This window comes from Xanthomonas sp. 3498, assembly GCF_014199795.1.
GTDB classification, from domain to species: domain Bacteria; phylum Pseudomonadota; class Gammaproteobacteria; order Xanthomonadales; family Xanthomonadaceae; genus Xanthomonas_A; species Xanthomonas_A rydalmerensis.
In genome coordinates, this window is record NZ_JACHOH010000006.1 from 38,418 (window position 1) to 62,526 (window position 24,109).

The 24,109-nt window shown below is 68.0% G+C and carries 15 protein-coding genes; 8 read left to right on the forward strand and 7 right to left on the reverse strand.

Translation table 11 applies throughout. The features are described from left to right. Nucleotides 1–10: 10 nt before the first annotated feature. The gene (locus tag GGR66_RS16175; RefSeq protein ID WP_255421735.1) at nucleotides 11–3,319 is read right to left on the reverse strand and encodes an AAA family ATPase; all 3,309 of its coding nucleotides are present in this window, start codon (nucleotides 3,317–3,319) and stop codon (nucleotides 11–13) included. A gap of 352 nt (nucleotides 3,320–3,671) precedes the next feature. Between GGR66_RS16175 and GGR66_RS16180 the strand changes: the two genes are divergently transcribed. Next, nucleotides 3,672–4,367 (forward strand): YafY family protein, encoded by a 696-nt coding sequence (locus GGR66_RS16180; RefSeq protein ID WP_167087363.1) that lies wholly within the window; start codon nucleotides 3,672–3,674, stop codon nucleotides 4,365–4,367. A gap of 57 nt (nucleotides 4,368–4,424) precedes the next feature. Further along, on the forward strand, nucleotides 4,425–5,084 hold the full coding sequence (locus GGR66_RS16185; protein WP_184449074.1) for a glutathione S-transferase family protein: 660 nt from the start codon (nucleotides 4,425–4,427) through the stop codon (nucleotides 5,082–5,084). Nucleotides 5,085–5,718: 634 nt separating this feature from the next. Here the strand turns inward: GGR66_RS16185 and mutS are convergent. Both mutS and GGR66_RS16195 read right to left on the reverse strand, forming a co-directional pair. After that, on the reverse strand, nucleotides 5,719–8,310 hold the full coding sequence (gene mutS / locus GGR66_RS16190; RefSeq protein ID WP_184449076.1) for a DNA mismatch repair protein MutS: 2,592 nt from the start codon (nucleotides 8,308–8,310) through the stop codon (nucleotides 5,719–5,721). Between the two features lie 286 nt (nucleotides 8,311–8,596). Then, complete coding sequence (locus GGR66_RS16195; protein WP_184449078.1) at nucleotides 8,597–10,012, reverse strand: diguanylate cyclase; 1,416 nt, start codon at nucleotides 10,010–10,012, stop codon at nucleotides 8,597–8,599. Nucleotides 10,013–10,366: 354 nt separating this feature from the next. Here GGR66_RS16195 and GGR66_RS16200 point away from each other — a divergent pair, with 354 nt between their 5' ends. The 6 genes from GGR66_RS16200 (at nucleotide 10,367) to GGR66_RS16225 (ending at nucleotide 18,430) form a co-directional block, all read left to right on the forward strand. Next, a complete protein-coding gene (locus tag GGR66_RS16200) occupies nucleotides 10,367–11,515 on the forward strand; it encodes a hypothetical protein (RefSeq protein ID WP_184449080.1) in 1,149 nt (382 codons plus the stop codon). Further along, on the forward strand, nucleotides 11,515–12,030 hold the full coding sequence (locus GGR66_RS16205) for a hypothetical protein (RefSeq protein WP_184449082.1): 516 nt from the start codon (nucleotides 11,515–11,517) through the stop codon (nucleotides 12,028–12,030). Before GGR66_RS16200 ends, GGR66_RS16205 begins: the two co-directional genes overlap by 1 nt. Before the next feature lie 161 nt (nucleotides 12,031–12,191). Then, nucleotides 12,192–12,707, forward strand: coding sequence for an RNA polymerase sigma factor (locus GGR66_RS16210; RefSeq protein WP_184449084.1), 516 nt, complete (start codon nucleotides 12,192–12,194; stop codon nucleotides 12,705–12,707). Next, the gene (locus tag GGR66_RS16215) at nucleotides 12,704–13,744 is read left to right on the forward strand and encodes a FecR domain-containing protein (RefSeq protein WP_184449086.1); all 1,041 of its coding nucleotides are present in this window, start codon (nucleotides 12,704–12,706) and stop codon (nucleotides 13,742–13,744) included. The genes GGR66_RS16210 and GGR66_RS16215 overlap by 4 nt, the downstream gene beginning before the upstream one ends. A gap of 137 nt (nucleotides 13,745–13,881) precedes the next feature. Then, nucleotides 13,882–16,824 carry a TonB-dependent receptor gene (locus tag GGR66_RS16220; RefSeq protein WP_184449088.1) on the forward strand — a complete coding sequence of 981 codons (2,943 nt, stop codon included), beginning with the start codon at nucleotides 13,882–13,884 and terminating at the stop codon, nucleotides 16,822–16,824. A 10-nt stretch (nucleotides 16,825–16,834) separates the two neighbouring features. Beyond that, nucleotides 16,835–18,430: an alkaline phosphatase D family protein gene (locus GGR66_RS16225; protein ID WP_184449090.1), complete on the forward strand. Its 1,596-nt coding sequence runs from the start codon at nucleotides 16,835–16,837 to the stop codon at nucleotides 18,428–18,430. Nucleotides 18,431–18,669: 239 nt separating this feature from the next. Here the strand turns inward: GGR66_RS16225 and GGR66_RS16230 are convergent, their stop codons facing one another. The 4 genes from GGR66_RS16230 to GGR66_RS16245 are packed head-to-tail and all read right to left on the reverse strand — an operon-like array spanning nucleotide 18,670 to nucleotide 23,933. Continuing rightward, a complete protein-coding gene (locus tag GGR66_RS16230; RefSeq protein WP_184449092.1) occupies nucleotides 18,670–19,938 on the reverse strand; it encodes a phosphatidylserine decarboxylase family protein in 1,269 nt (422 codons plus the stop codon). Beyond that, nucleotides 19,931–20,869, reverse strand: coding sequence for a DNA-binding domain-containing protein (locus tag GGR66_RS16235; protein WP_255421736.1), 939 nt, complete (start codon nucleotides 20,867–20,869; stop codon nucleotides 19,931–19,933). The genes GGR66_RS16230 and GGR66_RS16235 overlap by 8 nt, the downstream gene beginning before the upstream one ends. Beyond that, nucleotides 20,862–21,830 (reverse strand): DUF692 domain-containing protein, encoded by a 969-nt coding sequence (locus tag GGR66_RS16240; RefSeq protein ID WP_184449094.1) that lies wholly within the window; start codon nucleotides 21,828–21,830, stop codon nucleotides 20,862–20,864. Before GGR66_RS16240 ends, GGR66_RS16235 begins: the two co-directional genes overlap by 8 nt. Nucleotides 21,831–21,842: 12 nt before the next feature. Next, nucleotides 21,843–23,933, reverse strand: a complete 2,091-nt coding sequence (locus GGR66_RS16245; protein WP_184449096.1) for a ferritin-like domain-containing protein — start codon at nucleotides 23,931–23,933, stop codon at nucleotides 21,843–21,845. Nucleotides 23,934–24,109 lie beyond the last annotated feature (176 nt).

Genomic DNA, 24,109 nt, shown 5'->3' on the forward strand with positions numbered 1-24,109 from the left:
CTGACAGGACTCAGTCCACCGGCATCACGTCGAAATCGCCGCCCAGCACCCGTTCCAGGCGTCCGCTGCGCCAGCCGCGGACGCTGTCGCGCACCAGCGGCGAAGGCGCGATCCGATAGCGTCGGCACACCCGCAGTTCGTCCTCGCCGATGGGTGCGCGCCGTGCCTGCCCGGGCAGGTCCGGGGCGACCCGCACCTGCACCGCGAGCCGGCGCAGGGTAGGTTCGTCGACCTCCTGTTCCTGCACGTGCAGGCCGGCTTCCGCGTCCAGCAACGCCAGTGCCCCGAAGCCGGCGATGGCCAGCCAGGCGCGACCTTGCTGCGGATCCTGTGCCAGCACGTCCACCCGCATGTTGCGCTGCTCGGCCCAGGCCAGATACATCTGCAGCAGACGTTGCCACCACTGCCGCGCTTCGGCCGGATGCCGGTGCAGCTCGCTGGCACCGATGCGCAGGTCCAGCAGCGCATCCTGCGGGCGTTGCTCCTGCAGCGCGGTGCTGGCCAGGTGCAGCAGCCACAGCAACTGCGTCAGCCGCGCCACGAACTCGCCGTCGCGTTGGGCGCCGCCGTCCAGCCGCGCGCGCAGGCGCACGGCGGTGGCCAGCGCGCTTTCGATGCGGTCGCGGCGCTCGATCCGGTCCAGCACCTGGAAGCGGCCGGATTGCGACCAGAAATCGCGCTCGCCCATGGCGGCGAAGTCGGCCTCGCGCGCCTGCCGCCAGGCCGGCGTGGCATGCGATTCCTGCAGACGATGCAAGGCCGCATCCAGGCGCGGCAGGACCGCGTTGTCCGCGTTGGGCGCATACACCAGGTCGCGCAGATCCGTCGGCGCGGCGGGGTCGACCGCGGCGGGCAGGGGCTCCGGCGTCGGCGGCGCGTCCGGTGCGATGAAGCGCACGTCGAGGCGGTCGCTGGCGCCGCGCACGAACAGGAACTGGTCGCCCTCGGGTGCGCGTTGCTCGACGATGCTGCGTGCCAGGGGCGCGAGCAGATGCTGTTCGATCGCGCGGCGCAGCGGCCGAGCGCCCAGGTCCGGGGTGAAGCCGCGGTCGAGCAGGAACTCGATCGCCGACGGCTCCCATTCCACCGCCCAGGCGCGATTGCGCAGACCGCGCCGGGTCAGCGTGCGATCCAGTTCCTTGTGCAGGATCTCGCGCATCAGCGCCCGATCCAGCGGGTTGAACAGCACCACTTTGTCGAGCCGGTTGACGAACTCGCGGCGGAACGTCTCGTACACCGCCTTTTCCACCGCGTTGCGCGAGTAGCCGCCGGCGACGGTGGCGAAGCCGGGGCCGGCGCCGCGGGCCAGCGTGGCGCCGACGTTGCTGGTGAGAATGATGATGCTGTGGCGGAAGTCGGCGGTGTTGCCGTTGCGGTCGCTCAGGCGGGCGTCGTCGAACACCTGCAGGAACAGGTCCCAGACCTTGGGGTGGGCCTTTTCGAACTCGTCCAGCAGCACCACCGAGAACGGCTGCTCGCGGATGCGAGCGATCAGCGTGCGCTGCCCGGCGCTGTCGTCGCCGGTGAGCCGATACAGCGCGTCCTCGCCCTGGAACTCGCTCATGTCCAGGCGCAGCAGGCGCTCGGGAGTGCCGAACAGCAGTTCGCCCAGTGCCTTGGCCAATTCGGTCTTGCCGGTGCCGGTCGGACCGGCGAACAGGAACACGCCGATCGGGCGGCGGCTGTCGATCAGCCCGGCCTTGAGCATGGCGATGCGGTCGAGCAGGGTCTCCACCGCCTCGTCCTGGCCCAGCACGCGCTTGCGGAAGAAACGGCGCAGCGTCTCCAGTTCCAGCCGTTGGCGATCATCGATCACCTCCAGCGGCAGCCCGCTGCGCCTGGCCACCGCCTGCAGCAGGGCATCGTCGTCCAGCGGCAGGCGAGCGTCGTCGCCGTCCTTCGCGGACTGCAGGGTCTCGTCGAGCAGTTGCAGCAGGCGGCCGGGTTCGTGCTGATCGGGGAAGTACTGCGCGGCCAGGCGTTCGGCTTCGGCCAGGGCCCGTGCGTCGATCACCTCGGTCTGCAGCGCCTGCGCCTGGGCCTGCGCCCACTGTGCGCCGATCTGCGCCAGCGCGGTGGACGCGGCCGGTTCCAGCGTCACCACTTCGAAGCGCGAGCGCGTGGTCGGCCGCGCCACCTGCAATTGCGCCAGTTGCCGCGGCGTGATCTCGCCGATCAGGCGCAGCTCACCGCGCTCCAGCGCCGGCAGCACCAGATCGAGGATGCCGCGCGGATCGCGCGAATGCGCGCCCTTGTGCAGCAGGTCGTAGAAGTCCGGCGCGCGCCACAGGGCGCGCTCGCGATGCAGGACCGCCAGCATCTCGCGGATGCGCCCCTCCAGTTCGCCGATGTAGCTCTGCCCCGCCAGGATCTCCGCGGCGGAGGCCTCGAACACACGCCAGCCTTCGCCGAGCAGGCGTTCGCTGAGCAGGTCGATCAGCACGCTCTTGCCCACGCCGTGTTCGCCGACCAGCAGGACCGGCTGCGGGGGCGTGGTCACCACGTGCTCGTAGGCACGCTGCAAGGCCGCGTCCAGCCCCGGGTGGCGCAGGCGCAGGCGCGCCGGCACCGCGGCGACGACACGGCCGAAGGCGCCGAGCACGCGCTGCTCGCGACGCTGCTTGCGTGCGTCGTGCAGGCGCTGCAGGAACGGCTCCAGCACCGGTTCCTTGAACTGCGCGAGGGTGTCGCCAAGTGCGGTCAGCGCTGCATCATCGAGTTCGTCGAAATCCACCGGGCGGTCCGCCGGGGCTTTGCTCGCGGCCCACTGCAGATACGCGCGCAGGCGTTGCCGGAACGGGACGACGTTCCACCACCAGTCGCGTGCGTGGCGCAGCAGCGCGTGCAGATGGTCGGCATCCGGCAGGCGCTGCAGGTAGTCGAACAGGAAGCTCAGTGGATACGAGCCCAGGTGCGGGAGCACGTCCAGGACCGCGTCCGCATCCGGGTGGCGGCGTTGCGCCAAGGCCTGCGCTGCCATGCACGGCAGCACGTAGCCTGGGCTGCCCAGCGCCTCGACCAGCTCCTCATGGGAGAACTCCGCGCCCGCCAGCAGCGCCACGCCTTGCTGGAACTGCGGAATCTGTGCCAGATCGGCCGGGCTGTGGATCTGCTCGTCCTGTGCTTCCACCTGCTGCCGCAGCCGCTGCAGATGCTGCGCCGGGGTCTCCTGCGTTACCTCGGGCGCGGCGTGGTAGTGGTCGTCAGCGTCGGTGGCCGGTGCAGGCCGTTGCGCGGAGGCGCTGCGCCCGAGAGGACGCGCCAGATGCAACAGCACCGCGCCGACGACCACGCCGATGGCAAAAAGGGCAAATTCCATCATCGTCGCCTCAGGCCTGGGTACCGCGACGGCCGCTGCGCGGATGTGGCGCCTGCATGGCACCTGCGGTGGCGCAGCGGACCGGGGGGCGTGACGACGTTCGCGAGCGTGGCTGCATGCGTTCCCTCGTTGGATGTAGCCGTCGCGGACGCGTGCGGCGTGTGCTGGTGTCCGCGGCTCCGTTTGCGACGGAGCGGGGCGGCGCGTTCGCCGTCGAGTATAGAAGTCCCTGTTTCCTCCAGGCGACAGCGTCGCTGCGCCGTGCGACACCGATCGGAATGCAGCGACAGGCGGGCGATGCCTGACGCAACAGTGCCTCCCGTTGGCGGCGCCTGCCCACTATCCTGTCGCGATGACCCAACGCGCCACCCGTCTGCTGCGCCTGCTCGACGCCCTGCGCGGGCGCCGCCGGCCTGTGGCCGGGGCGCAGCTCGCCGCCGACCTGGGGGTGAGCCTGCGCACGCTGTACCGCGACATCGCCAGCCTGCGCGGGCAGGGCGCCGACATCCTCGGCGACCCGGGCGTGGGCTACGTGTTGCGCCCGGGCTTCCTGCTGCCGGAGCTGAACTTCAGCGAGGACGAGCTGGAGGCGTTGACCCTGGGCGCGCGCTGGGTGGCGAGCCAGGCCGATCCGGAACTGGCGCAGGCGGCGCAGCGCGCCATCACCCGGATCGGGGCGTCATTGCCGGCGCCGTTGCGGCTGGCGCTGGAGACCAGCGGGTTGCTGGTGCCCGCGGCCCCGCCCGCGCAGCCGGCGGCGCCGTGGCTGCCGGTCCTGCGTCGTGGCATCCGCCTGGAGCATGTGCTGCACATGGACTACGCCGATGCCGGCGGCGTCGCCTCGCAACGGCGCATCTGGCCGTTCGCGATGGCCTTCCTGGGCGGCTTCGGCATGATTGCGGCGTGGTGCGAACTGCGCGGCGACTTCCGTCATTTCCGCGCCGACCGGGTGCTGGCGCTGCACGACGACGGCGAACGCTATCCGACGCGGCGGCATCTGCTGATCCGGCGCTGGCGCGCCGCCACCGGACACGGCGTCGGCTCCTGACAGCAGGTGTCAGCAGGGCGCGCGCAGACTGCGTGGCGTCCACCACGGAGTCCGACCATGTCCCACGATCTTGTGCTCTACACCCACCCCATGTCGCGCGGTCGCATCGCGCGCTGGATGCTCGAAGAAACCGGCCTGGCGTACGGCGCGCAGATCCTCGACTACGGCACCGGCATGAAGTCGCCCGACTATCTGGCGATCAACCCGATGGGCAAGGTGCCGGCGCTGGTCCACGGCACCACCACCGTCACCGAGAACGCGGCGATCTGCGCCTACCTGGCCGACCTGGTGCCGGAGCGGCAACTGGCGCCGCCGCTGGGATCGCCGGCGCGGGGCGAGTACTACCGCTGGCTGTTCCTGCTGGCCGGGCCGGCCGAGGCGTTTCTCACCGCCAGGCAGCACGGCACCCTGGCGCCGGCGCACAGTGCGGGCTACGGCCACGGCGAGGATCTGCTGGACATGCTGGAGCAGGGCGTCGCCGGTCGCGAGCACCTGGCCGGCGACCGCTTCAGTGCGGCCGACCTGTATGCCGCCGCGTTCCTTGGCTTCTACACGCGCATCGGCGTGCTGCAGGCGCGGCCGGCGTTTGTCGCCTTCGTGCAGCGGCACATGGCACGGCCGGCGGCGCAGCGTGCCGCGGCCATCGACGATGCGTTGCTGGCTGCGCATCCGAATCCGTTCATGCCGCGCCCGAACGCCGTGCCGGCGACCGCCTAGCGGAAGGTGGACCACCGCGGTTGGGGGTGCCGTGCGGCAACCCCTCTCCCGGTGGGAGAGGGGCTCGGCGCTTTCCTTCTCCCTCCGGGAGAAGGTGCCCCGCAGGGGCGGATGAGGGTGCGGGGCGCAGCCTCGCATTGCCAGATCAGTGCAGGCGCTGCGCGCCCCGTACCCTCACCCCAACCCCTCTCCCGATGGGAGAGGGGCTCGGCGCTTCCCTTCTCCCTCCGGGGGAAGGTGCCCCGCAGGAGCGGATGAGGGTACGGGCACAGCCTCGCATTGCCAGATCAATGCAGGCGCTGCGCGCCCCGTACCCTCACCCCAACCCCTCTCCCGGTGGGAGAGGGGTTCGGCGCTTCCCTTCTCCCTCCGGGGGAAGGTGCCCCGCAGGGGCGGATGAGAGTACGGGCACAGCCTCGCATTGCCAGATCAATGCAGGCGCTGCGCGCCCCGCACCCTCACCCCAACCCAGGGGCTCGGCTGTTCCCTTCTCCCGTCGGGAGAAGGTGCCCCGCAGGGGCGGATGAGGGTACGGGCACAGTCTCGCATTGCCAGATCAGTGCAGGCGCTGCGCGCCCCGTACCCTCACCCCAACCCCTCTCCCGATGGGAGAGGGGCTAAATCGTACGCCGCCCTACAGCAGCGACTTGAGCCGGTACAGCGCTTCCAGCGCCTGCTTGGGCGTGAGTTCGTCCGGATCCAGCGCGGCCAGCGCTTCCTGTGCTGCGGAGGGCGTGGCCGCGAACAGGCCGAACTGCTGCGGCGCGTCCAGGGCCTGCGGCGCCATCTGCGAGGCATGGCTCTCGCCGCCGCGTTGCTCCAGCTCCGCCAGGCGCCGCCGCGCCTGCGCCACCGTGGTCTTGGGCAGGCCGGCCAGCGCCGCGACCTGCAGGCCGAAGCTGCGGTTGGCCGGACCGTCCTTGACCGCGTGCATGAACACCAGGCGGTCGCCGTGCTCGACCGCGTCCAGATGCACGTTGGCGATCCCGCTGGGGCCGCCTTCGACCGATTCGTCGGCCAATGCGGTCAGCTCGAAATAGTGCGTGGCGAACAGCGTGTAGCAGCGGTTGTGGTGGGCGAGATGGCGCGCCACCGCATCGGCCAGGGCCAGGCCGTCGTAGGTGGAAGTGCCGCGGCCGATCTCGTCCATCAGCACCAGCGATTGCGCGGTGGCGTGGTGCAGGATGTAGCTGGTCTCGGCCATCTCGACCATGAAGGTGGACTGGCCGCGGGCCAGGTCGTCGCCGGCGCCGATGCGGGTGAGGATGCGGTCGATCGGGCCGATCACCGCGCGCCGCGCCGGCACATAGCTGCCGATGTGCGCGAGCAGCACGATCAACGCGTTCTGGCGCATGTAGGTCGATTTACCGCCCATGTTCGGACCGGTGATCACCAGCATGCGTCGGTCCGGATGAAGATCCAGATCGTTCGGCTCGAACGGTTGCTCGCGCACCGCTTCCACCACCGGGTGGCGGCCGCGTTCGATGCGCAGGCAGGCACCGCTGTCCAGCTCCGGCTGGGTCCAGTCCAGCGCCTGCGCGCGTTCGGCGAAGCCGGCCAGCACGTCCAGTTCGCTGAGCGCGGCGGCGGCACGCTTGAGCGGCTCCAGGCGCTCGCCCAGCGTGTCGAGCAGGCCTTCGTAGAGCAGCTTCTCGCGCGACAGCGCACGCTCGCGCGCCGACAGCACCTTGTCCTCGAAGTTCTTCAGTTCCTCGGTGATGTAGCGCTCGGCGTTGGTCAGGGTCTGGCGCCGGCTGTAGTGCACCGGCGCCTTGTCGGCCTGGCCCTTGCTGATCTCGATGTAGTAGCCGTGCACGCGGTTGTAGCCGACCTTCAGCGTGGCGATGCCGCTGCTGGCGCGCTCGCGCGCTTCCAGATCGATCAGGAACTGGTCGGCGTGGGTGCTGAGCCGGCGCAGTTCGTCCAGCTCGGCGTCGTAGTCGGCGGCGATGACGCCGCCGTCGTTGAGCTTGAGCGGCGGCTGTTCGGCGATCGCCGACGCCAGCAGGTGCGCGATCTCGTCGTGCTGGCCCAGCTCCGCCGCCAGTGCCGCCAGCCGCGGCGAATCCAGCGGCGCCAGGATCGCGCGCACCTTCGGCAGCAGGCCCAGGCCGTCGCGCAGGGTGGAGAAGTCACGCGGACGCGCCGAGCGCAGGGCGACGCGGGTGAGGATGCGCTCGACGTCGCCGAGCGCGCGGAACGCCTCGCGCAGGTCGGCATCGGCGCCGCGGTCGATCAACGTGCCGACCGCGTGGTGACGCTGCACCAGCACCTCGCGCAGGCGCAGCGGACGGTGCAGCCAGCGCCGCAGCAGGCGCCCGCCCATCGGCGTGACCGTGCTGTCGAGCACGCCGAGCAGGGTGTTGCGGGTGTCGCCGTCGACCCGCGTGTCCAATTCAAGATGACGACGCGTGGCCGCGTTCATCGCGATCGCCTCGCTGGCGGTCTCCATCGCGATCGCGGTCAGGTGCGGCAGACGTTGCTTCTGGGTTTCCTCCACGTAGCCGAGCAGGGCGCCAGCGGCGGCGGTGGCGCGCGGCTTGTCGTCGATGCCGAAGCCGCTCAGATCGTGCAGCTGGAAGAACGCCAGCAACTGGCGGCGGCCGCTGTCGGCGTCGAACAGCCACGGCGGACGGCGTCGCACGCCGCGGCGCTCGCGCAGGAATTCCGGCCATTGGTCCTCGTCGGGCACCAGCAGCTCGGCCGGCTCCAGTCGCGCCAGTTCGGCTTCCAGCGCGTCCTCGCTGTCCACCTCGTTGACCAGGAAACGGCCGCCGGCCAGGTCGGCCCAGGCCAGGCCGTAACCCTGCTTGGTGCGCGCGATGGCCATCAGCAAAGTGTCGCGGCGCTCGTCCAGCAAGGCCTCGTCGGTCACCGTGCCCGGGGTGACGATGCGCACCACCTTGCGCTCGACCAGGCCCTTGGCCAGCGCCGGATCGCCGATCTGCTCGCAGATCGCCACCGACTCGCCCAGCGCCACCAGCCGCGCCAGATAGCCCTCGTAGGCATGCACCGGCACCCCGGCCATCGGAATCGGCGCGCCGCCGGAACTGCCGCGCTGGGTCAGGGTGATGTCCAGCAGCCGCGCGGCCTTGCGCGCGTCGTCGTAGAACAGTTCGTAGAAATCGCCCATGCGGAAAAACAGCAGCAGGTCCGGGTACTCGGACTTGGCGGCGAAGAACTGCTTCATGAGCGGGGTGTGTTCGGGGACTTTCTCGGAGGTCATGGCGCCTTCGTGCGGACGTGCGGGGCGGCGGGCGCATGGCGCGCGCCGCCGGTGCGACAGGGCATGGGGCGGCGGGCCGCCCGTGGGGGAGGCAAGTTTAGTGGATTGGGGTTGCGGCTGGTCGGGTGGGTCGCGAGGCCGGAGCGCCGGTGCCGTGCGATCGGGGCACCGTGGGCATGGACGATGGAGCCGTCGCGCCGATTGGCGGCCCATGTGAGCCGCTGCATGCGCGGCGACCGCGCGTAGAGCAGGACGGGCGACGGGTCGTGCCGCGCGTGCTGCCGGTTCAGCCGCCGAGAGCAGGCACCTGCTGCATGCGCAGCAAGCGGGCGCGGTCCTTGCCCTCGCGCTTGGCCTGGTACAGTTGTGCATCGGCGGCGGAGAACGCGTGTTCGAAGGCGGCGCGCTCGAAGCGCTCGATGTGGACACCGCCGAGGCTGATGGTCACTTGCGGGAGGCCGCTGCTGCGCTCGTCCGGCTGGCTGCGGACATCGGCGACCAGGCGGTCGCAGGCGATGAGGAAGTCGTCCATCGAGATGTCGGGTAGCGCGATCAGGAACTCCTCGCCGCCCCAGCGCGCCGCGATGCCGGTGGCGTGCGCGCTGCGTTGCAGGACCGCCGATACCATCAGCAGGATGCGATCGCCGACGGCATGGCCGTAGGTGTCGTTGATCTTCTTGAAATCGTCGATATCCAGGACCGCGAGTCCGAGCCTGCTCCCCGGCGGCAGTCGATCGATGGCCTTGACCATGAAGGCGCGGTTGTACAGGCGGGTCAGGCGATCGGTCTCGGCCTGGTAGGTGGTCTTCACCAGCAGGCGGTGCTTCTGACCCAGCAGTTCCGCCATGAACACCACCAGGATCGCCACGATGGCGAATTCGATCCGGTGCGCGAAGATCTCCTGGTAGAAGTTGGCGCTCTTCTGGTAGTTGTTGGTGACCACGTAGAAGTGCACGCGCGACAGCGTCGGCAGGGTCATGCACAGTCCGGTCACCAGCACGGTGCCCTTGAAGTCGAACCGTGCCAGTGCGACGAGGGCAGGAATGGCGGCGATCGAGGTGATCGTCAGCCAGGGGCTGAAGGTCAGCATGAGTTGCGCCAGCACCAGCGCGGCGATCAGCAGGACCGCGGGGCGGTCGTGGCGCCGCCGTTCGGCGATCCAGTTGCTCCGCACGCCGCCATGGAAGATCAGGGTGACCACCAGGCAGGTGAGGAACTGTTCGCTGATCCAGTCGATGACGACGAAACCGGTCGTGCCGAGGGGAACCAGGCGGTTGAGAAGCAGCCCGACGCACGCTCCCGAGGCAAGGACCGACAGAAGCACCGGCGCGATCAGCAGGGCGGTGCGACGGTAGGGCGCGAACCAGTGCCGGTGCCGCACCACGAGCCGCATCGCAATACCGTAGGAGGCGACATGCAGCGTATCGAACAGACATGCCCAGAATTGCTGCTGCGGCGTCATCGGCTGCGGCACCAGCAGCGAGGTCGCATAATGGCCGGCAAAGAACAGCAGCAAGAATGCGCCATGCCGCAAGGGAGCCCAGCGGCGGTCGCGGCTGCGCCAGTGCAGCGCGAGCAGCGCGCCCAGGGCATTGCCGGGCCAGAAGAAGATCAGGCCAACTGCGCTCTGTTCCAGCAGCGCGAGATAGTTGATCAGCGCGCAGGCGAAAAAATAGAAGAGATACCGGCCCAGCATGCCCATCGTTCCGTCCGGGGTTGAGCGTACCGCGGCCATGCCGGCGACCCGTTGCTAAAGTGCTGAAAGAGTAATGATGTCGCGATCATTACAAGGCCGATGTCGACGTTGTTGCGCGGAATGCGCCATCGGTTGGCCCATTTGTATGTTGTCGGCGCGTCGCGCCTGTTCTTGATAGCGCCCATGACTTGATCGCACCCATGCGCCGACCGTCGCCGCCATTGCCTGTCACGGGATGCTGGGCATCGAGGTGCGCGATCGCTCGCCTTTACTCAACCCAGGTGGCGTGGCTAGACTGCCGAATCGGGGAGGCCGGCGGGCACGCCGCCGGCTGGCCGGTGCCGACTCAGGGGGATAACGATGTTCAAGCGACTGTGCTTGGCCTTAGGGCTGAGCGTTTTCTGTGCGTCTTCGATGGCCCGCGACAATGCGTTGCCGTTGCCATTGGCGTCCGACATGCCGGTCGAGGTGCAACTCACCCAGCAGGAACTGGCGATCGATGTCTCGTCAACCGCGATGGAGATGGGGATGCAGTTCGGGCTGGTCGGTGCCCTGATCGGAACTGCCGTGCAGAACGCGAAGAACAAGACTGCCGAAGCTACCGTGCTGCCGTTGCGCAACATGATGGTCGGCTACGATTTCGAAACGCCGTTGATGCGATCCCTGCAACGCCGACTGCCTGGCTCGGGAATCGCCGATCGCCCTGTGATCACGGTCGTTCATGCGCCTTGGGAGGCACGGCAGGACCTGGATGGCATGCCGAAGCATGTCTTGGTCATCAGGCCGCGGTACGCCATGGGCGATGCGATGGGCACGGCCTATGTTCTGCTCAATGTGACGATCGAAGATCGCCAGATAAAGAACGGAACGGTCAAGACCAGGTTCCTGTTCTCGCGTCCTTATGCTGTTCGCTCCAGTTTCCAGTTGCCCGCCCCGGGCGAAAGCAGGCCTTGGCTCGATCTGGGAGCAGCGCGGATGGGCGGGTTGCTCGATCAATCGATCGACCAGGCCGTTGCCATGATGGTCTACGACTTTTCTGCAGAAGGTCGCCAGCAATGGGACCAGAAGATCAAGGGAAAATCGGACATTGCCGGGCGGAGTGTGTCTGGCCGCATCGAGCGGCGCGACGGGGACGTGGTGTGGGTGCGTGCTGGCAACACGCGCTTTCAGGCCATCACCGGGTACCAGTGGTTGCGTTCCGACTATCAGCCGGCAGCGTTGACGGTGGCCGTTGCGGACCGGCCGGTTGCCGCCGATGCAATGGCATCCCAGGCGGTCGCGCCGACTCTGTCGAGCGCTGACACGTCCATCGTGCAGGTCGCCGCCGTGTCGCACGGCGAACCGGCTCCGAGCGTGGTCGCGTCTGCGGCCGTCGACACGGCTGCCCACCCAGTGCAGGCGCCTGCAGAGACGTCCGTGTCCACGGTGCCGGTCCGGCGCAAGACCTTCTGGGAAACATACAGGCCGAAGGACCAACCGATTCCTCAAGGCCAAGCGGCCCATCCCTGATGATCCGCATCGCCGCTTCGCTCAGCCTGCTGCTATCGCTCAGTGGCTGCGCTACCCGCATGGAGCGCGCGGAGGTGCTGCATCTGCCGACGACGGTCAACTCCGGTCTGCGCTGCCCCTACCGGCTGGGTCGGATCGTCGATGCGCGATCGACCACGGAGGTGGGAATGCTTGGTAAGCGCACGTATGCCTTTCCTGACATCGCTGCCAGCGTCCGTGAGGCGCTGGGATCGGTGGGCTGGTCGCGCGATGCGGACGCGCCATCGGTGACGATCAGCATTCAGAAGCTCTATCTGAGCGCCTTGCCCGCAACCGTCACCGGGGTGGCGGCATTCGAGATTCGGCCCCACGGTGCCTCGGCGTTCGTTGCGCGCGGGCAGTCGGCCAGAATCAACTGGAACTCATCCACCTCCGATGCAACGGGGATTCTGGGCGCCGCGGTCGGCGACGCGCGTATGCAACTCGTTGCGCGACTCAACGCCAGTTGCCGCCCCCCAGCTACTGCCGGACCCTGACAAACAGCGAACGCCGCCTCGTCGAACCCCGAGCGATAGCGGAGGCTTGCATCGCATACGGATCCCAGGTCATGCGGGGGCCGACCTGGCGATGAAATCGTGGCGTCATCTTCTCCCCGGAAGATCACCTGTTTCCATCTCTGGACGCGGTTGGAGCGGTCGTGAGTGGCGCGAGGGTATGGGAAAAGAGCTATGCGCTGCGGGGGCGCCTGCTGCGTGGCTTCTTCCTGCGCCGCGGATCGCATGCCGAGGACGCCGAGGATCTTGCGCAGGAGGTCTATCTGCGCCTGTTGCGCAGCACCGGCGAGAACGCCGAGGCCGTCGCCAACCCGGAAGCCTATCTCTATACCGTGGCGGCCAACCTGGCGCGCGAACATGCGCGCTCGCGCGCTGCGCTGCCGCCGCTGGAGGATGTCGAGCTGCTGGCCGAAGTGCTCGAAAGCGAAGAGGACGTGGAGGGCGAGTTCGAACGCCGGCAGCGTTGGAGCGCCATCCGCAACACCATCGCGCAACTGCCGCCGGCCACCCGCCAGATGATGGAACTGCACTATCGCGACGGACTGGAGTGCCAGCAGATCAGCGCGCGGATGGACGTGTCCGTGCACATGGTGCGCAAGCACATCGGCAGGGGCCTGCAGGCGTGCAGGGCGAGGTTGCGCATCCGGGGTGAGGCATGAGCCAAGCGCCACCCACCATGGACGGCACCGTGGCCGAGCAGGCGGCGGCCTGGTTCCTGCGTCATCGCGAGGCGCCATTGGGCGAGCCCGAGCGTCTGGCGTTCCTGGAGTGGATGCAGCGTTCGCCCGAACATGTGCGCGAATACCTGCGCGCCTCGCGCCTGCATCGCGAAGTGGGCGAGGCCATGAGCCCGCGGCGGCGGCAGGATGCGGCGGCCGGCCAAGCCGCCGTCGCCGCGCATCCGTCCCGCGCCAAGGTCGTGCCGCTGTTCTCCGGCACGGGATCGCGTGATGCCGCACCGGCCGCCCGGCGTCCGCGTCGACGCTGGCAGGTGGCGATTGCGGCGGCGGCCTGCGTGGCGATCGCCCTGGGCGTCCTGCTGGCGCATCTGCAATCGCCGGAACTGCTGTTGCAGGCCGGGCACGGACAGCTGCGCGCGTTCACCCTGGCCGATGGCAGCCGGGTGCGGCTCAACGCGGACAGCGTGGTGCGCGTGCGGCTGGGATGGCTGGCCCGGCGCGCCGAATTGCTGCGCGGGGAGGCCAGTTTCGACATCGCAGCGGACCGGCGCCCCTTCCAGGTGCAGGTCGACGGGCTGCACATCCGCGACATCGGCACCGTGTTCGACGTCGCGCGCCGGTTGCAGGACACCCGGATCGGGGTGGTGTCCGGTGCAGTGGAGGTCTGCAGCAATGGCGAGAATGCGCGTTGCCTGGCGCGGCTGGATGCCGGTCGGGTGGCCACGGTCGATCACGGCAGCCTGGTGGTGCGGCCGCTGAGCATGCCGGCCTCGATGCTGCTGGACTGGCAGCAGCGCAAGATTTCCTTTCTCGACGAACGCCTGGACGAGGTCGCGCAGGCGTTCAATCGCCACAACACGGTACAGGTGGTGATCGCGGACCAGGCGGCTGCATCGGCGCGCCTGTCCGGCAGCCTGGACGCGCACCGGGTCTCGGCCCTGCAAGCCTTCCTGCAGCGCGACCCGCGCTTGGTGGTGCAGCGCGATGGCGACACGGTGCGCGTTTCCAGCCGCTGAGCATGCCGCGGACGTTGTCAGAAAAAATTCATCGAATCCGCGTTCTCCATCCCGGCGCTTGCCCGCTCTTTCTTAAGGAGAAGCCGCTGTCGTTCCGCGACGCGGCGTCGACATCCTCTCTCCCTCAAGGAACCGTGATGCGGAAGCCGCTCTCCCTGTCGATCGCCCTGGCCATCGTCCTCTCCCACGCCTTCCTCGGCCAGGCCCAGACCGCGACGCCGGATGCGCTGGCCGCGAAGATCACCACGCCGATCGCCGCGCAACCGCTGAGCCGCGCGCTGCAGCAGCTGTCGCGTGAGTCAGGCGTGCAGTTCCTGTACTCGCCCAACGGCTCCCCGCGCACGGGCGGCGCGGTGGCGGCGGGGTCGACGGTCAAGCAGGCGCTGGAGGCACTGCTGGCAGGCACCGGCCTGCGCTATTCGGTGGTGGACGGCAACGTCATCGCGATCGATTCCGCGCCGCCGCCACGCGATGTGCCGCAGACGGCCGCGCCGCAGCCGGGCGCCGAGCAGGAAAGTGCGGCACCGACGCTGGATGCGGTGAACGTGATCGCCGCGCACGAGGTGATCGAGCAGAAGAAGCAATCTCCGGGCATCAAGGACTCGGTGATCTACGACGAGATGGACAGCTACGGCGACGAGACGCTGGCCGAGAGCCTCATGGCCGCGCCGGGGGTGAGCGCGGTGGAGGACGCGGGCGAGCCGCGCTACGTGACCGTGCGCGGCGTGCAGCCCAACCTCAACTACACCACCATCGACGGGATCGCGATCGCCAGCGTGGGCGGCAGCGGCTCGGGCGAGCGCATGAACAACCTGCAACTCATTCCCAGCGACATCGGCACCCGCACCGACATCTACAAGAGCTTCAGTGCGGAGCAGGCGCCGGATGCCATCGGCGGGGTGATCGACATCGTCAGCCGCAGCGCCTTCGATCGCTCGGGCCGCTACGTCTTCGCCGATCTCGCCGGCATCTACTCCACCGCCGAAACCGACGTCGGCCGCAGCGCCGGCGGCGACCACAAGACGCTGGGACACTTCGGCAAGAGCGCCAAGGCGGTGTTCTCCAACCAGTTCGGGGCCGATCAGGAATTCGGGGTCGTGGCGGTGGCGCGCTATGAGCAACGCTCGCGCAACAGCATCAAGCGCTGGGTGGAATCGAACTATTACTTCGACGCCGCAGGCAAGTACCTGACCGACGGCACCACCGATCCCGAGGCGGCCGCCGGCTGGAACGGTCTGCGTGCGCCGGGCAATTTCAGCACCGGCACCTATACCAATTACATCACCAACTTCGGTGGGTCGGCCAAGCTGGAGTGGAAGCCGTCGCAGGATCCGTTCTACGCCTCGTTGCTGCTGTACTCGTACCGGTTCTACGAGAACTCGACGATGAACAAGACCGACCTGTACTCCAATCCGAAGTTCCCGATCCGCAACGCCAGCGAGGACGGCGGCACCACCCAGATCAACAGCATCTACATCAAGAACCGGCACGACCGCTGGGATCGCAGCAACCGCGGCGCCATCGCCGTGTTCGACTGGGACGTGGGCGAGCGCTCGCGGCTCAGCCTGCGCGCCGGTCATACCGAAGAGACGTTCGACAACACCCAGGTGTACTGGGGCGTGCGCGCGTATCCGAGCAGGCTGTTCGTCGACTACGCCAACGACGGCAACGGTTTTCCGAACGCGGTCGGCGTGTCCGATCCGAGCCTGCTGACCACCTCGGCGTTCAAGCTCAATCCGGCGCAGGCCTACATCTCTCCGCGCGACGCGCAGGAAAGCATCGACGATGTGCGCGTGGATTTCACCCACAACATCGACGCCGACGCGCGTGGCTTCGGCCTGGCCACCGGCGCCGAGTACCGCCGCCTGGACATCTGGCAGAACATCGACTTCACCTACTACAAGACCGGCGCCACGCTCAATCGCTATCTGTATCCCGGCGCGACCCTGGTCGGCAGCGTGCCGGGCTTTCCGCTGATCGACAACCGCCTGTGGACCGAGCAGCTGCTGCCGACGCTGGGCAACAACAACGCCGCCTACCCGAACGCCAACCTCACCAGCGACTACCGGTACGTCGAGGACATCGGCAATGCCTACGTCTCGGCGCATTATGCGTGGGAGCGGCTGCTGCTGATCGGCGGCCTGCGCTACGACCACACGCGCTTCGACGCGTATAGCCCCTTCAGCGCCGATGGCGGCGCCACCTACAGCGCCGACCTGCGCAAGAACACGGGCGGCTACGCCAATGTGCTGCCGTCGCTGAACGCCACCTTCAAGCTCAGCGACGACCAGCGCCTGCGCGCGTCGGCCAGCCGCACGCTGGGCCGGCCGACGCCGAGCAACATCGCCCAGGCGACCCAGACCAACTGCGGCGACGATGGGCAGGGCGGGAACTTCTGCACCATCCAGCAGGGCAACGCCGGCCTCAAGCCGCGCCGCGCCACCAACCTCGACCTGGCCTGGGATCTGTACTTCAACGGCAACAACGGCCTGGTGTCGGTGGCGCTGTTCGACAAGGTCATCCAGGACGACATCTATACCCTGACCACCTACGAGACCATCGGCGACGTCCGCTATCGGGTGACCCAGCCGATGAATACCGATCAGTCCACCCTGCGCGGCATCGAGTTGTCCGTCGCCAACCGCAACCTGCGCTGGGGCAATCAGCACCTGGACATGTATTTCAATGCTACCCGCCTGCAAGGGCGGACCAACTACACCATCACCGACGGCAGCCAGCGCCGCCTGGACCGCCTGCTGTACCAGCCGGACTGGTCGTTGAACGGCTCGCTGATCTGGCGCATGCCCTGGCACAGCGCGCAACTGCGCTTTTCCGGCACCTACCGCAGCCGCATGCTGGTCGACTTCGGCGATACGCAGTGGCTGGATTCGTACTACGACCCGTACATGACCTTCAACCTGGCCTTCAGCCACAGGATCGGCAAGCACGTGACGCTCAAGTACGAGGCCAAGAACCTGTTCAACACGCAGCCGACCTACAGCACCGGCCCGAACGGACGCTTCCGCACCGAGATCGACGACTACGGCCGTTTCTTCTACTTCCATGTGATCTACAACTGAGGCGATCGCCATGAGTACCTTCAATCGCAGGCGTTTTCTCGCCCTGTCCGGCCTTTCCGCGTTCGGCGCCTGGATGCAGACCGCCTCCGCGCTGGCCACGCAGACCGATGCCAAGACCTTGCTCCCCCGCAACCTGCTTGCCTCGCCGCGGTTCGCGACCACGCCGTTCACCCTGGGCGTGGCCTCCGGCGACCCCTCGCCGGAGGGCGTGGTGCTGTGGACGCGGCTGGCGCCCGAGCCGTTGGTATACGGCGGGGGGATGCCGACGCGGCCGATGGTGGTCGACTGGGAGGTGGCGGCCGACGAGGGATTCGCCACGCTGGTGCGACGCGGATCGTCGCTGGCGCATCCGGAACTGGGCCATGCGCTGCACGTCGAACTCGAAGGTCTGTCGCCGGCCAGGCCGTACTGGTATCGCTTCAGGATCGGCGATCACGCCAGCCCGGTCGGCCGCACCTGCACGCTGCCGGCGGCCACCGCCAAGGTGGAGCGGGTGCGTTTCGCCGTTGCCGGCTGCCAGCACTACGAGGAAGGCCACTACACCGCATGGCGGTGCGTTGCCGAGGAGCCGCTGGATTTCGTCTTCCACTACGGCGACTACATCTACGAAGGCGCAGCGCGGCCCGGCCCGCGCACGATGAACGGCCGTCCGTTCACCAACCTGCGCAATCATGTCGGTCCGGAGATCTACACGTTGGACGACTACCGACGCCGCTACGCGCAGTACAAGTCCGATGCCGACCTGCAGGCGGCGCATGCCGCCGCGCCGTGGTTCGTGACCTTCGACGACCACGAAGTGGACAACAACTGGGCCGGCGCCGAAGACCAGGACGACACCCCCAGCGAGGTGTTCCTGTTGCGGCGCGCGCAGGCGTTCCAGGCGTATTACGAGAACATGCCGTTGCGCCGCACTGCGCTTCCGCGCGACGGCCACATGCAGTTGTACCGGCGCGCCCGCTACGGCACCTTGATGGACCTGCATCTGCTCGATACCCGCCAGTACCGCAGCAAGCAGGTCGACATGACGCAGCGCGACCAGGTGCAGTCGCCGGCGCGCAGCATCATGGGCGAGGCGCAGGAGCAGTGGCTGTTCGACGGCCTGGCCGACAAGGCGCCGCGCTGGCACACCATTGCCCATCAGGTCGCGCTGGGCAACTACGCGATCGAGAAGAACGGCGAGGTGGTGTATTCCGACGACCAATGGTCGGGCTATCTGGCCAGCCGCCGGCGCCTGCTCGACCACATCCAGCGGGTCGGCTTCGGTAACGTGGTCACCACCTGCGGCGACGCGCACCGCCATTTCGCCAGCGACCTGGTGCAGGACGACGCCGATTCCGGCATCGTCTCCAGTGAGCTGCTGGCCACCTCGATCACCTCCGGCTCCGATGGCCTCGGCGAGGATGCGGTGGCCGAAAACATGCTGCGACACAGTCCGCACCTGAAGGCCAGTACCGACAAGCGCGGCTATCTGCTGTGCGACGTGCGCCGCGACGCGTGGATCGGCGACATGAAGACGCTGGATCAGGTGATGCGGCCGAACGGAACGCTGCAGAGCTGGCGGCGCTACGCCATCGCCCACGGCAAGCCCGGCTTGCAGGAGGCCTGAGGCGCAGCACCTGCGTAGCGCCGGCAGCGGCACCTGCTTGCCGGCGTGTGCTTCGTCGTCGTAGGCGCTCTTCTTGGCCGTGCGCCACCAGGAGAAAGGTGGCGACGCATGACGCTCGACTGGCCGCCGGTATGGCTGGTGATCGTGGCAACGATGGACTGGCGGACGCGTGGAGGCGAGACCGGACGCAGCCGCAAGTCCGCGGCGGCGTCTGGCGCGTTCGCAGCGCGGGCGACAGCTCAGACCGGGAGGTTCACCGTCGCCAGTTGCGCGTTGACCTGGAGGGTCGCGCCCTGCTTGAGAGCGCCGAAGTTCAGCGACACCTTCTTCTCGAACACCACGCACAGCGTCGACCCGCCGTAGCTGAAATAGCCCAGCTCCTCGCCCTTGCTGACGTGCTGGCCATCGGCCACGGTCTGGGTCAGCGAGGAAATCTCGGTGATGCCGATCGGCATGACGAACACCGTGCCGATCCGCGCGTCGTCGGCGGTGATGGCGACGATGCCGCGGTTGTTGACGGCTGCGCCGTACACCTGCGAGGCCACGCCGGCATCTTTATCGAACGTGCTGTCCTCGTTTTCGCTGAACAGCAGTCCGTTCACGTTGCGGTACGCCAGTACGCCGTCGACCGGTGCGTGCCAGCGGTGGTAGTCGGCACCGCTCAGGAAGATTTGCACGACGGTGCCGCCGACGAAGCGCTGCAGCGTCGCCGGGTCGGGATTGGCCAGCATGTCCTGCAAGGAGTAGGCCTTCTCCTTGATCCAGAACACCGCGGTCTGCTGCACGCCGGTGGCGATGCGGTAGACCGTCCCATCGTTCGGCGAGGTGACGATGCCGGAGTTGCCGACGCCGGCGATGGGGCGAACCTTGGACTGGATCTCGCGATGGAAGAACGCGTTGTAGCAGTCGAAGCCGCCGTACTTGGCATCCCAGTCGATCACGAAGTCGGCGAGCTTGAATTCAGCGATGGCGGCCGTGCCGAGCCAACCGGTCACCGGGTCCGGATTCAGTACCGAGCAACTCGCCGGGCTGTCGAGATAGGCGGCCCAGGTCTCGAGGATGGCGCGGAGGCCTTCGTTGAAGGCGTCGAGACGGAACAGCGCCTTGCCGGCCGGGGTCGCCATCATGTCGACGAACAACGCCGACATGGGAAACAGCACGCGCTTGTTCGGGTTGGCGTTGTACTCGGGCGCGGTGGTGCAGATCAGGTCCAGTTGCGCCAGCATGTCGTCGATGGAGGTGATGTTCGGCGGTTGCTGGGCAATCTGTGCGATGGCCTCGGTCGCGTACATCCGCACGATCGGGTCGGTCGCGATCAGGTCGGCCAGGTGTTGCACGGCATCGTGCGCATAACCGGGTGCCGTGCCGTCGCGGTGTCGCAGGGCGCGTTCGCGAAACGCGGCATGCCAGTGCCGCAGGCCGCTGCGATCTTCCGGCAAGTAGCCGGCGAGCCAGCCGAAGCTGTTCCGGTAGTGCGTGTCGAGCGCACTTTCGTTCATGTCAGTCATGTGCGGTGTCCTTGTCGCGGTGGATGAAAGCGCTGGGGAGGTGCAAAGCCGGCGGTGCGGGCGTGTTGAGCGGTGTCAGCGTCACCAGGCTCGATGCCTGCGCATCGGGCAGCCACAGCGCGAGCAGGGCCAATACCTCGCCCGTATCGCGGCCGGTGCGCCGCGCGGCCGCCTGGGCGCAGGCCTGCAGTGGACGTCGTCCGCGCGCGGCATGGCGCAACGCGAAGAACTGCCAATCGCTCAGCGCTGCGATGGTGGTGCGGAACCGATGGCGGCCAATGCACAGGAAGCTGGGTTGCGCGGGTTCCGGCACCGAGGTCGCGGTGCCGGACAGCCAATCGCGAAACGCGGCGCATGGATAGGACAGCACGGCCAAGCGGGTGGTCGCCGGCACGCCGATGCGGCAAGGCCAGCCGAGCGCGAGCGCAGAGGCGTCGACGGCTGGCGCGTGCGCTGCGGCTTCCAGGCCCTCGGCACGGCTGGCCTCGGCCAGGGCGCGCTCCAGCCACGCCAGTTGCACGGGGAAGCGATCACGCGCCTGGCCCTGGCGGCGCTGGGACGCGCGCAGGAAGGCGGGAAATCCCGCACCCAGCGTATGCAGCGATGGCGCACGCGGCGGGTGCGCGCTGAGATAGGCACGGGCGAAGAAGCCGAACAGGTCGTCGCCGAGCAGGCGGCACAGTGCCGGGAATTCGGCACGCAGCGCCTCGATCAGGCGTTGCCAATAGCCGTTGGCGTAGATCGCCAGTCGCGCCTGCGGATCGGCCCCCTCCGGCAACGTCAGCAGCCTGGCGGCATCCAGTCCGTGCAGGTCGCCGGCGTAGCGGAGGCCAGCCGCGAGTCCGCCAGGATGCGTGGTGGCGCTCAGCATCCAGCGCTGCACGTGGGCGAGCGCTGCCGGCGCCGTTCCGGCGGCGGCGGCGTCAGGCATCGGCAGGTTCCCTCGATGCGTAGTGCAACGGCGTGGACACGGCGTGCTCGGCGCAGACGGGATCGGCCATGGCCGGCATCGTGCCGGCCATGACGGCGCGTGCCTTGTCCAGTTCTTCCAGCAGGCCGTCGTAGTCCGGCAGCCTGGCGTCCCATTCCAGCAGGGTGGACACGCCGCCGGTGAGTTGCTGCGCGAGCGCATACAGTTCCCAGACGCGGCCAGGCACCGGTTGGTCGTGGGTGTCGATCAGGCAATCGCCGTGGCGGGTGGGGCCGGCCAGGTGCAGTTGCACCACGTGATCGGCGGGCAGGGCGCGCAGGTAGCGCTCGGGATCGAAGCGATGGTTGTGCGCGCTCACGTAGACGTTGTTGACGTCGAGCAGGATGCCGCAGTCGGTGGCATCGGCCAGGCCGCCGAGGAACTCCCATTCGGGCATGGTCGAGGTCTGGAACTGCACGTAGCTGGAGGGGTTCTCCAGCACCAGCGGCCTGCCCAGGATGTCCTGGACCTGCAGCACGCGATCGCGCACATGCGCGAAGGATTCCGCATTGAACGGCAACGGCAGCAGATCGTGCGCATTGTGCGAGCCGAGTCCGGTCCAGCACAGATGGTCCGAGATCCATGCCGCGTCGACGTCGCGCGCCAGGCGCTTGAGCTTGCCGAGATAGTCGTGATCCAGCGGTGCGTCCGATCCGATCGAAAGACAGACCCCATGCATGACGATGGGCGTCTGCTTGGCGAGCGCGTTCAACATCGCGCGCTGGTAGCCGGCGTCCTCGATGTAGTTTTCGGAGATGATCTCGAACCAGTCCACACGCGCTCCCCCGGCCAGAATGGCCGGGAGATGCTGCGGGCGCAGGCCGACGCCGAAGCCCAGGTTCGGCAGGCCCAGACGCGGTGGTGCGGCATTTGGCGCTGCCTGCTGCGGCCGCGCGCGCGTCGGGTCTGCAATGTCCGCCATCGCCTTGCCTCCTCAGGTCGAGGGCGGCAGGGCGACGCGCAGGTCGGTGGGCTTTGGCTGGTCGCCCACCGGCAGTTTGCGCTCGGTCATCACCTTCTTGTATGCATCCCACGCGATGTCGTAGACCGCATCGCCGACGGCGAACGCCTGCGTCGTCAAGGGCGTCGGGGTGTTGTCCGGGGCGGTGAAGTCGAAGACCTGCATGGTGCCGGCAGCCGGATAGAGTTGCGATGCCGAGATCGGCACGGCACAACCGCCGAAGCCGCCGCACTTGTTGTTGGCTGGCGCGCTGTACAGCGTGGGCGCGCCGCAGGTTCCGCCGACCTGTTCGCCCGCTGCGGCCTTGGCCGCCGCCTGTGCCGCCGCCGCGACGCGCTGACCGCAACCGCCGCCGATGGCCTGCGAGCAATTGCCGCCGCCGTCCACCGATTGCACGAATCCGCAGCCGCCCTGGGTGGCGCAGTGGTTGGAACCCTTGCAGCTGTGATAGATCGCCGGCGCCGCGCAGTCGCCGCCGGATCCATCGAGGGCGAGTCCCTGGCAGGCGTGCAGCAGTGTGCTTGTCGCCTGCGTGCTGCTGGTCACCTTCTGCAAGGTGGGCGCGCTGCCGTAGATCGCCCAGTACAGGCCCAGGCGATCGCCGGAGCCGACCATCGACGGATACGGGAACTGGACATCGGTGGCGCCCCACGACGTGCTCAACACCGTGGTGATGCCGGCGAGCGCGCCTTGCGCGACGTTGTCCAGCGCGGTGGGATCGACCTTTTTCAGATTGTTGAGTGCGGTGGCCACGTCGTCGGGCTTGGGGATGTTGCTTGGCGCGGTGGTGGGATCGAAATCGGAGGTGGTCAGCATCGCGCCCGTCCAGACGTTGCTCGAAATCGCATGCCATTGGCTCCAGGTCTGCACCTGTCCGACCAGTCCCAGCAGGTTCTCGAAACGCTGGTGGTGGTCCAGGGCGCCATTGGTCGCGCGTGCGTCGGCATCCGTGGAGGTGGCCGATGCGCCGGTGTCGGTATAGGAGGGGTGGTTGTTGGCCATCGCCTCCTTGTCCGGCTGGAACGTCGGAACCACGCTGTTGATCTCGGCCAGGGACATGCCAATCTCCAGCGCACGCGCGTGCAGCATGTTCAGGAACTCGCGGGTGGTCGATGCGTCGATGCCGCCTTCGCCCTGGTCGCAGATGGCGGCCATCATGGTGATCGCCTGCATGCCGGCGGTCACCGCGGCCTTGGCGGTGATCTGCGTCGGCATCAGCGGATACTCCTTTTCCGCGGACTTGGCCGTGCTGTTGAACAGGTCCCACTGCCTGACGGGTCCGACGAACAGTTTCTCCCACAGCAGCTGTCCGTCCTCGTACTTGATGGTCATGTACCGGTAAAGGCTGTAGTACATCCATCCGATCGTCCCGAACAGCGGCAGGTCGGTTTCCTTGCTTTGTGCCGTCCAGTCCGCGAACGGGACCTGGGGGAAATACGCATTACCTGGGTTGGACTTGATCCTGGCGAGTGCGGCCGCGTGGTCTTCCTCGATGAGGGTGAACAACGTGACCTGGTCTTCACTCAGTTCGGATAGCTGCACGGTCAGGTTGCTGCCGACCGAGGGATCTTTCAGGTCGCGCAGATCGATCACGTGCGGAATGACGGTCTGCGTGGGGCCGTAGCAGATCCAGTTGTAGTTGGCGTCCTGCAGCAGCGGGCTGTTGAAATTGGGCTGCACGCCAACGGCGTTGCAGATGTTGGCCGCCATCTGCAGGTGCAGCATCTCGTCGATGAAGACCGAGAACAGCAGGTTGTAGGCGCGCTGTGGTGCAGTCGCGGGCGAGGTGTCGTCGGCAGGCACCACGACGCCGGTCGCCATGCCCGGCCAGACGCGGCCCTTGTAGTAGGAAATGCCGCTGGCGTTGATCGCGTGCGTGCCCTGGATCGACTTCATCGTGCACATGTACAGCGGGATGGTGAAGAGCTCCACGTTGACCGCGGCCTGCACCAGAGCCTTCAGCGCTGCGGTGTCGGCGGCCAGTTCGCTCAGTGGCTGTCCGGTGATCTGAATCGGCTGCTTGGGGATGATGCCGCGGACGGCAGGGGCTTGCGATGCGCTCATGAAACCTTCTCCGTGGTGGGCCTGGCGTTGGGCTGGGTGATGAGCAGGCGCGAGCAACTGCACCTGCCTGTTCCACGTGGTAGTGCGGGTGAGGCGTTGAGTCTGTACGGATGCTGGGTGCGCGAAGCGGTGTCGCGCGAAAAGTGGCTACGATGCGAGTCGGTGGTGTCGGCATG

Coding starts and splice junctions, on each gene's coding strand:
- GGR66_RS16175 (WP_255421735.1), bottom strand. CDS start 3,319: ATGGAATTTGCCCTTTTTGCCATCGGCGTGGTCGTCGGCGCGGTGCTG.
- GGR66_RS16180 (WP_167087363.1), top strand. CDS start 3,672: ATGACCCAACGCGCCACCCGTCTGCTGCGCCTGCTCGACGCCCTGCGC.
- GGR66_RS16185 (WP_184449074.1), top strand. CDS start 4,425: ATGTCCCACGATCTTGTGCTCTACACCCACCCCATGTCGCGCGGTCGC.
- mutS (WP_184449076.1), bottom strand. CDS start 8,310: ATGACCTCCGAGAAAGTCCCCGAACACACCCCGCTCATGAAGCAGTTC.
- GGR66_RS16195 (WP_184449078.1), bottom strand. CDS start 10,012: ATGGGCATGCTGGGCCGGTATCTCTTCTATTTTTTCGCCTGCGCGCTG.
- GGR66_RS16200 (WP_184449080.1), top strand. CDS start 10,367: ATGTTCAAGCGACTGTGCTTGGCCTTAGGGCTGAGCGTTTTCTGTGCG.
- GGR66_RS16205 (WP_184449082.1), top strand. CDS start 11,515: ATGATCCGCATCGCCGCTTCGCTCAGCCTGCTGCTATCGCTCAGTGGC.
- GGR66_RS16215 (WP_184449086.1), top strand. CDS start 12,704: ATGAGCCAAGCGCCACCCACCATGGACGGCACCGTGGCCGAGCAGGCG.
- GGR66_RS16220 (WP_184449088.1), top strand. CDS start 13,882: ATGCGGAAGCCGCTCTCCCTGTCGATCGCCCTGGCCATCGTCCTCTCC.
- GGR66_RS16225 (WP_184449090.1), top strand. CDS start 16,835: ATGAGTACCTTCAATCGCAGGCGTTTTCTCGCCCTGTCCGGCCTTTCC.
- GGR66_RS16230 (WP_184449092.1), bottom strand. CDS start 19,938: ATGACTGACATGAACGAAAGTGCGCTCGACACGCACTACCGGAACAGC.
- GGR66_RS16235 (WP_255421736.1), bottom strand. CDS start 20,869: ATGCCTGACGCCGCCGCCGCCGGAACGGCGCCGGCAGCGCTCGCCCAC.
- GGR66_RS16240 (WP_184449094.1), bottom strand. CDS start 21,830: ATGGCGGACATTGCAGACCCGACGCGCGCGCGGCCGCAGCAGGCAGCG.
- GGR66_RS16245 (WP_184449096.1), bottom strand. CDS start 23,933: ATGAGCGCATCGCAAGCCCCTGCCGTCCGCGGCATCATCCCCAAGCAG.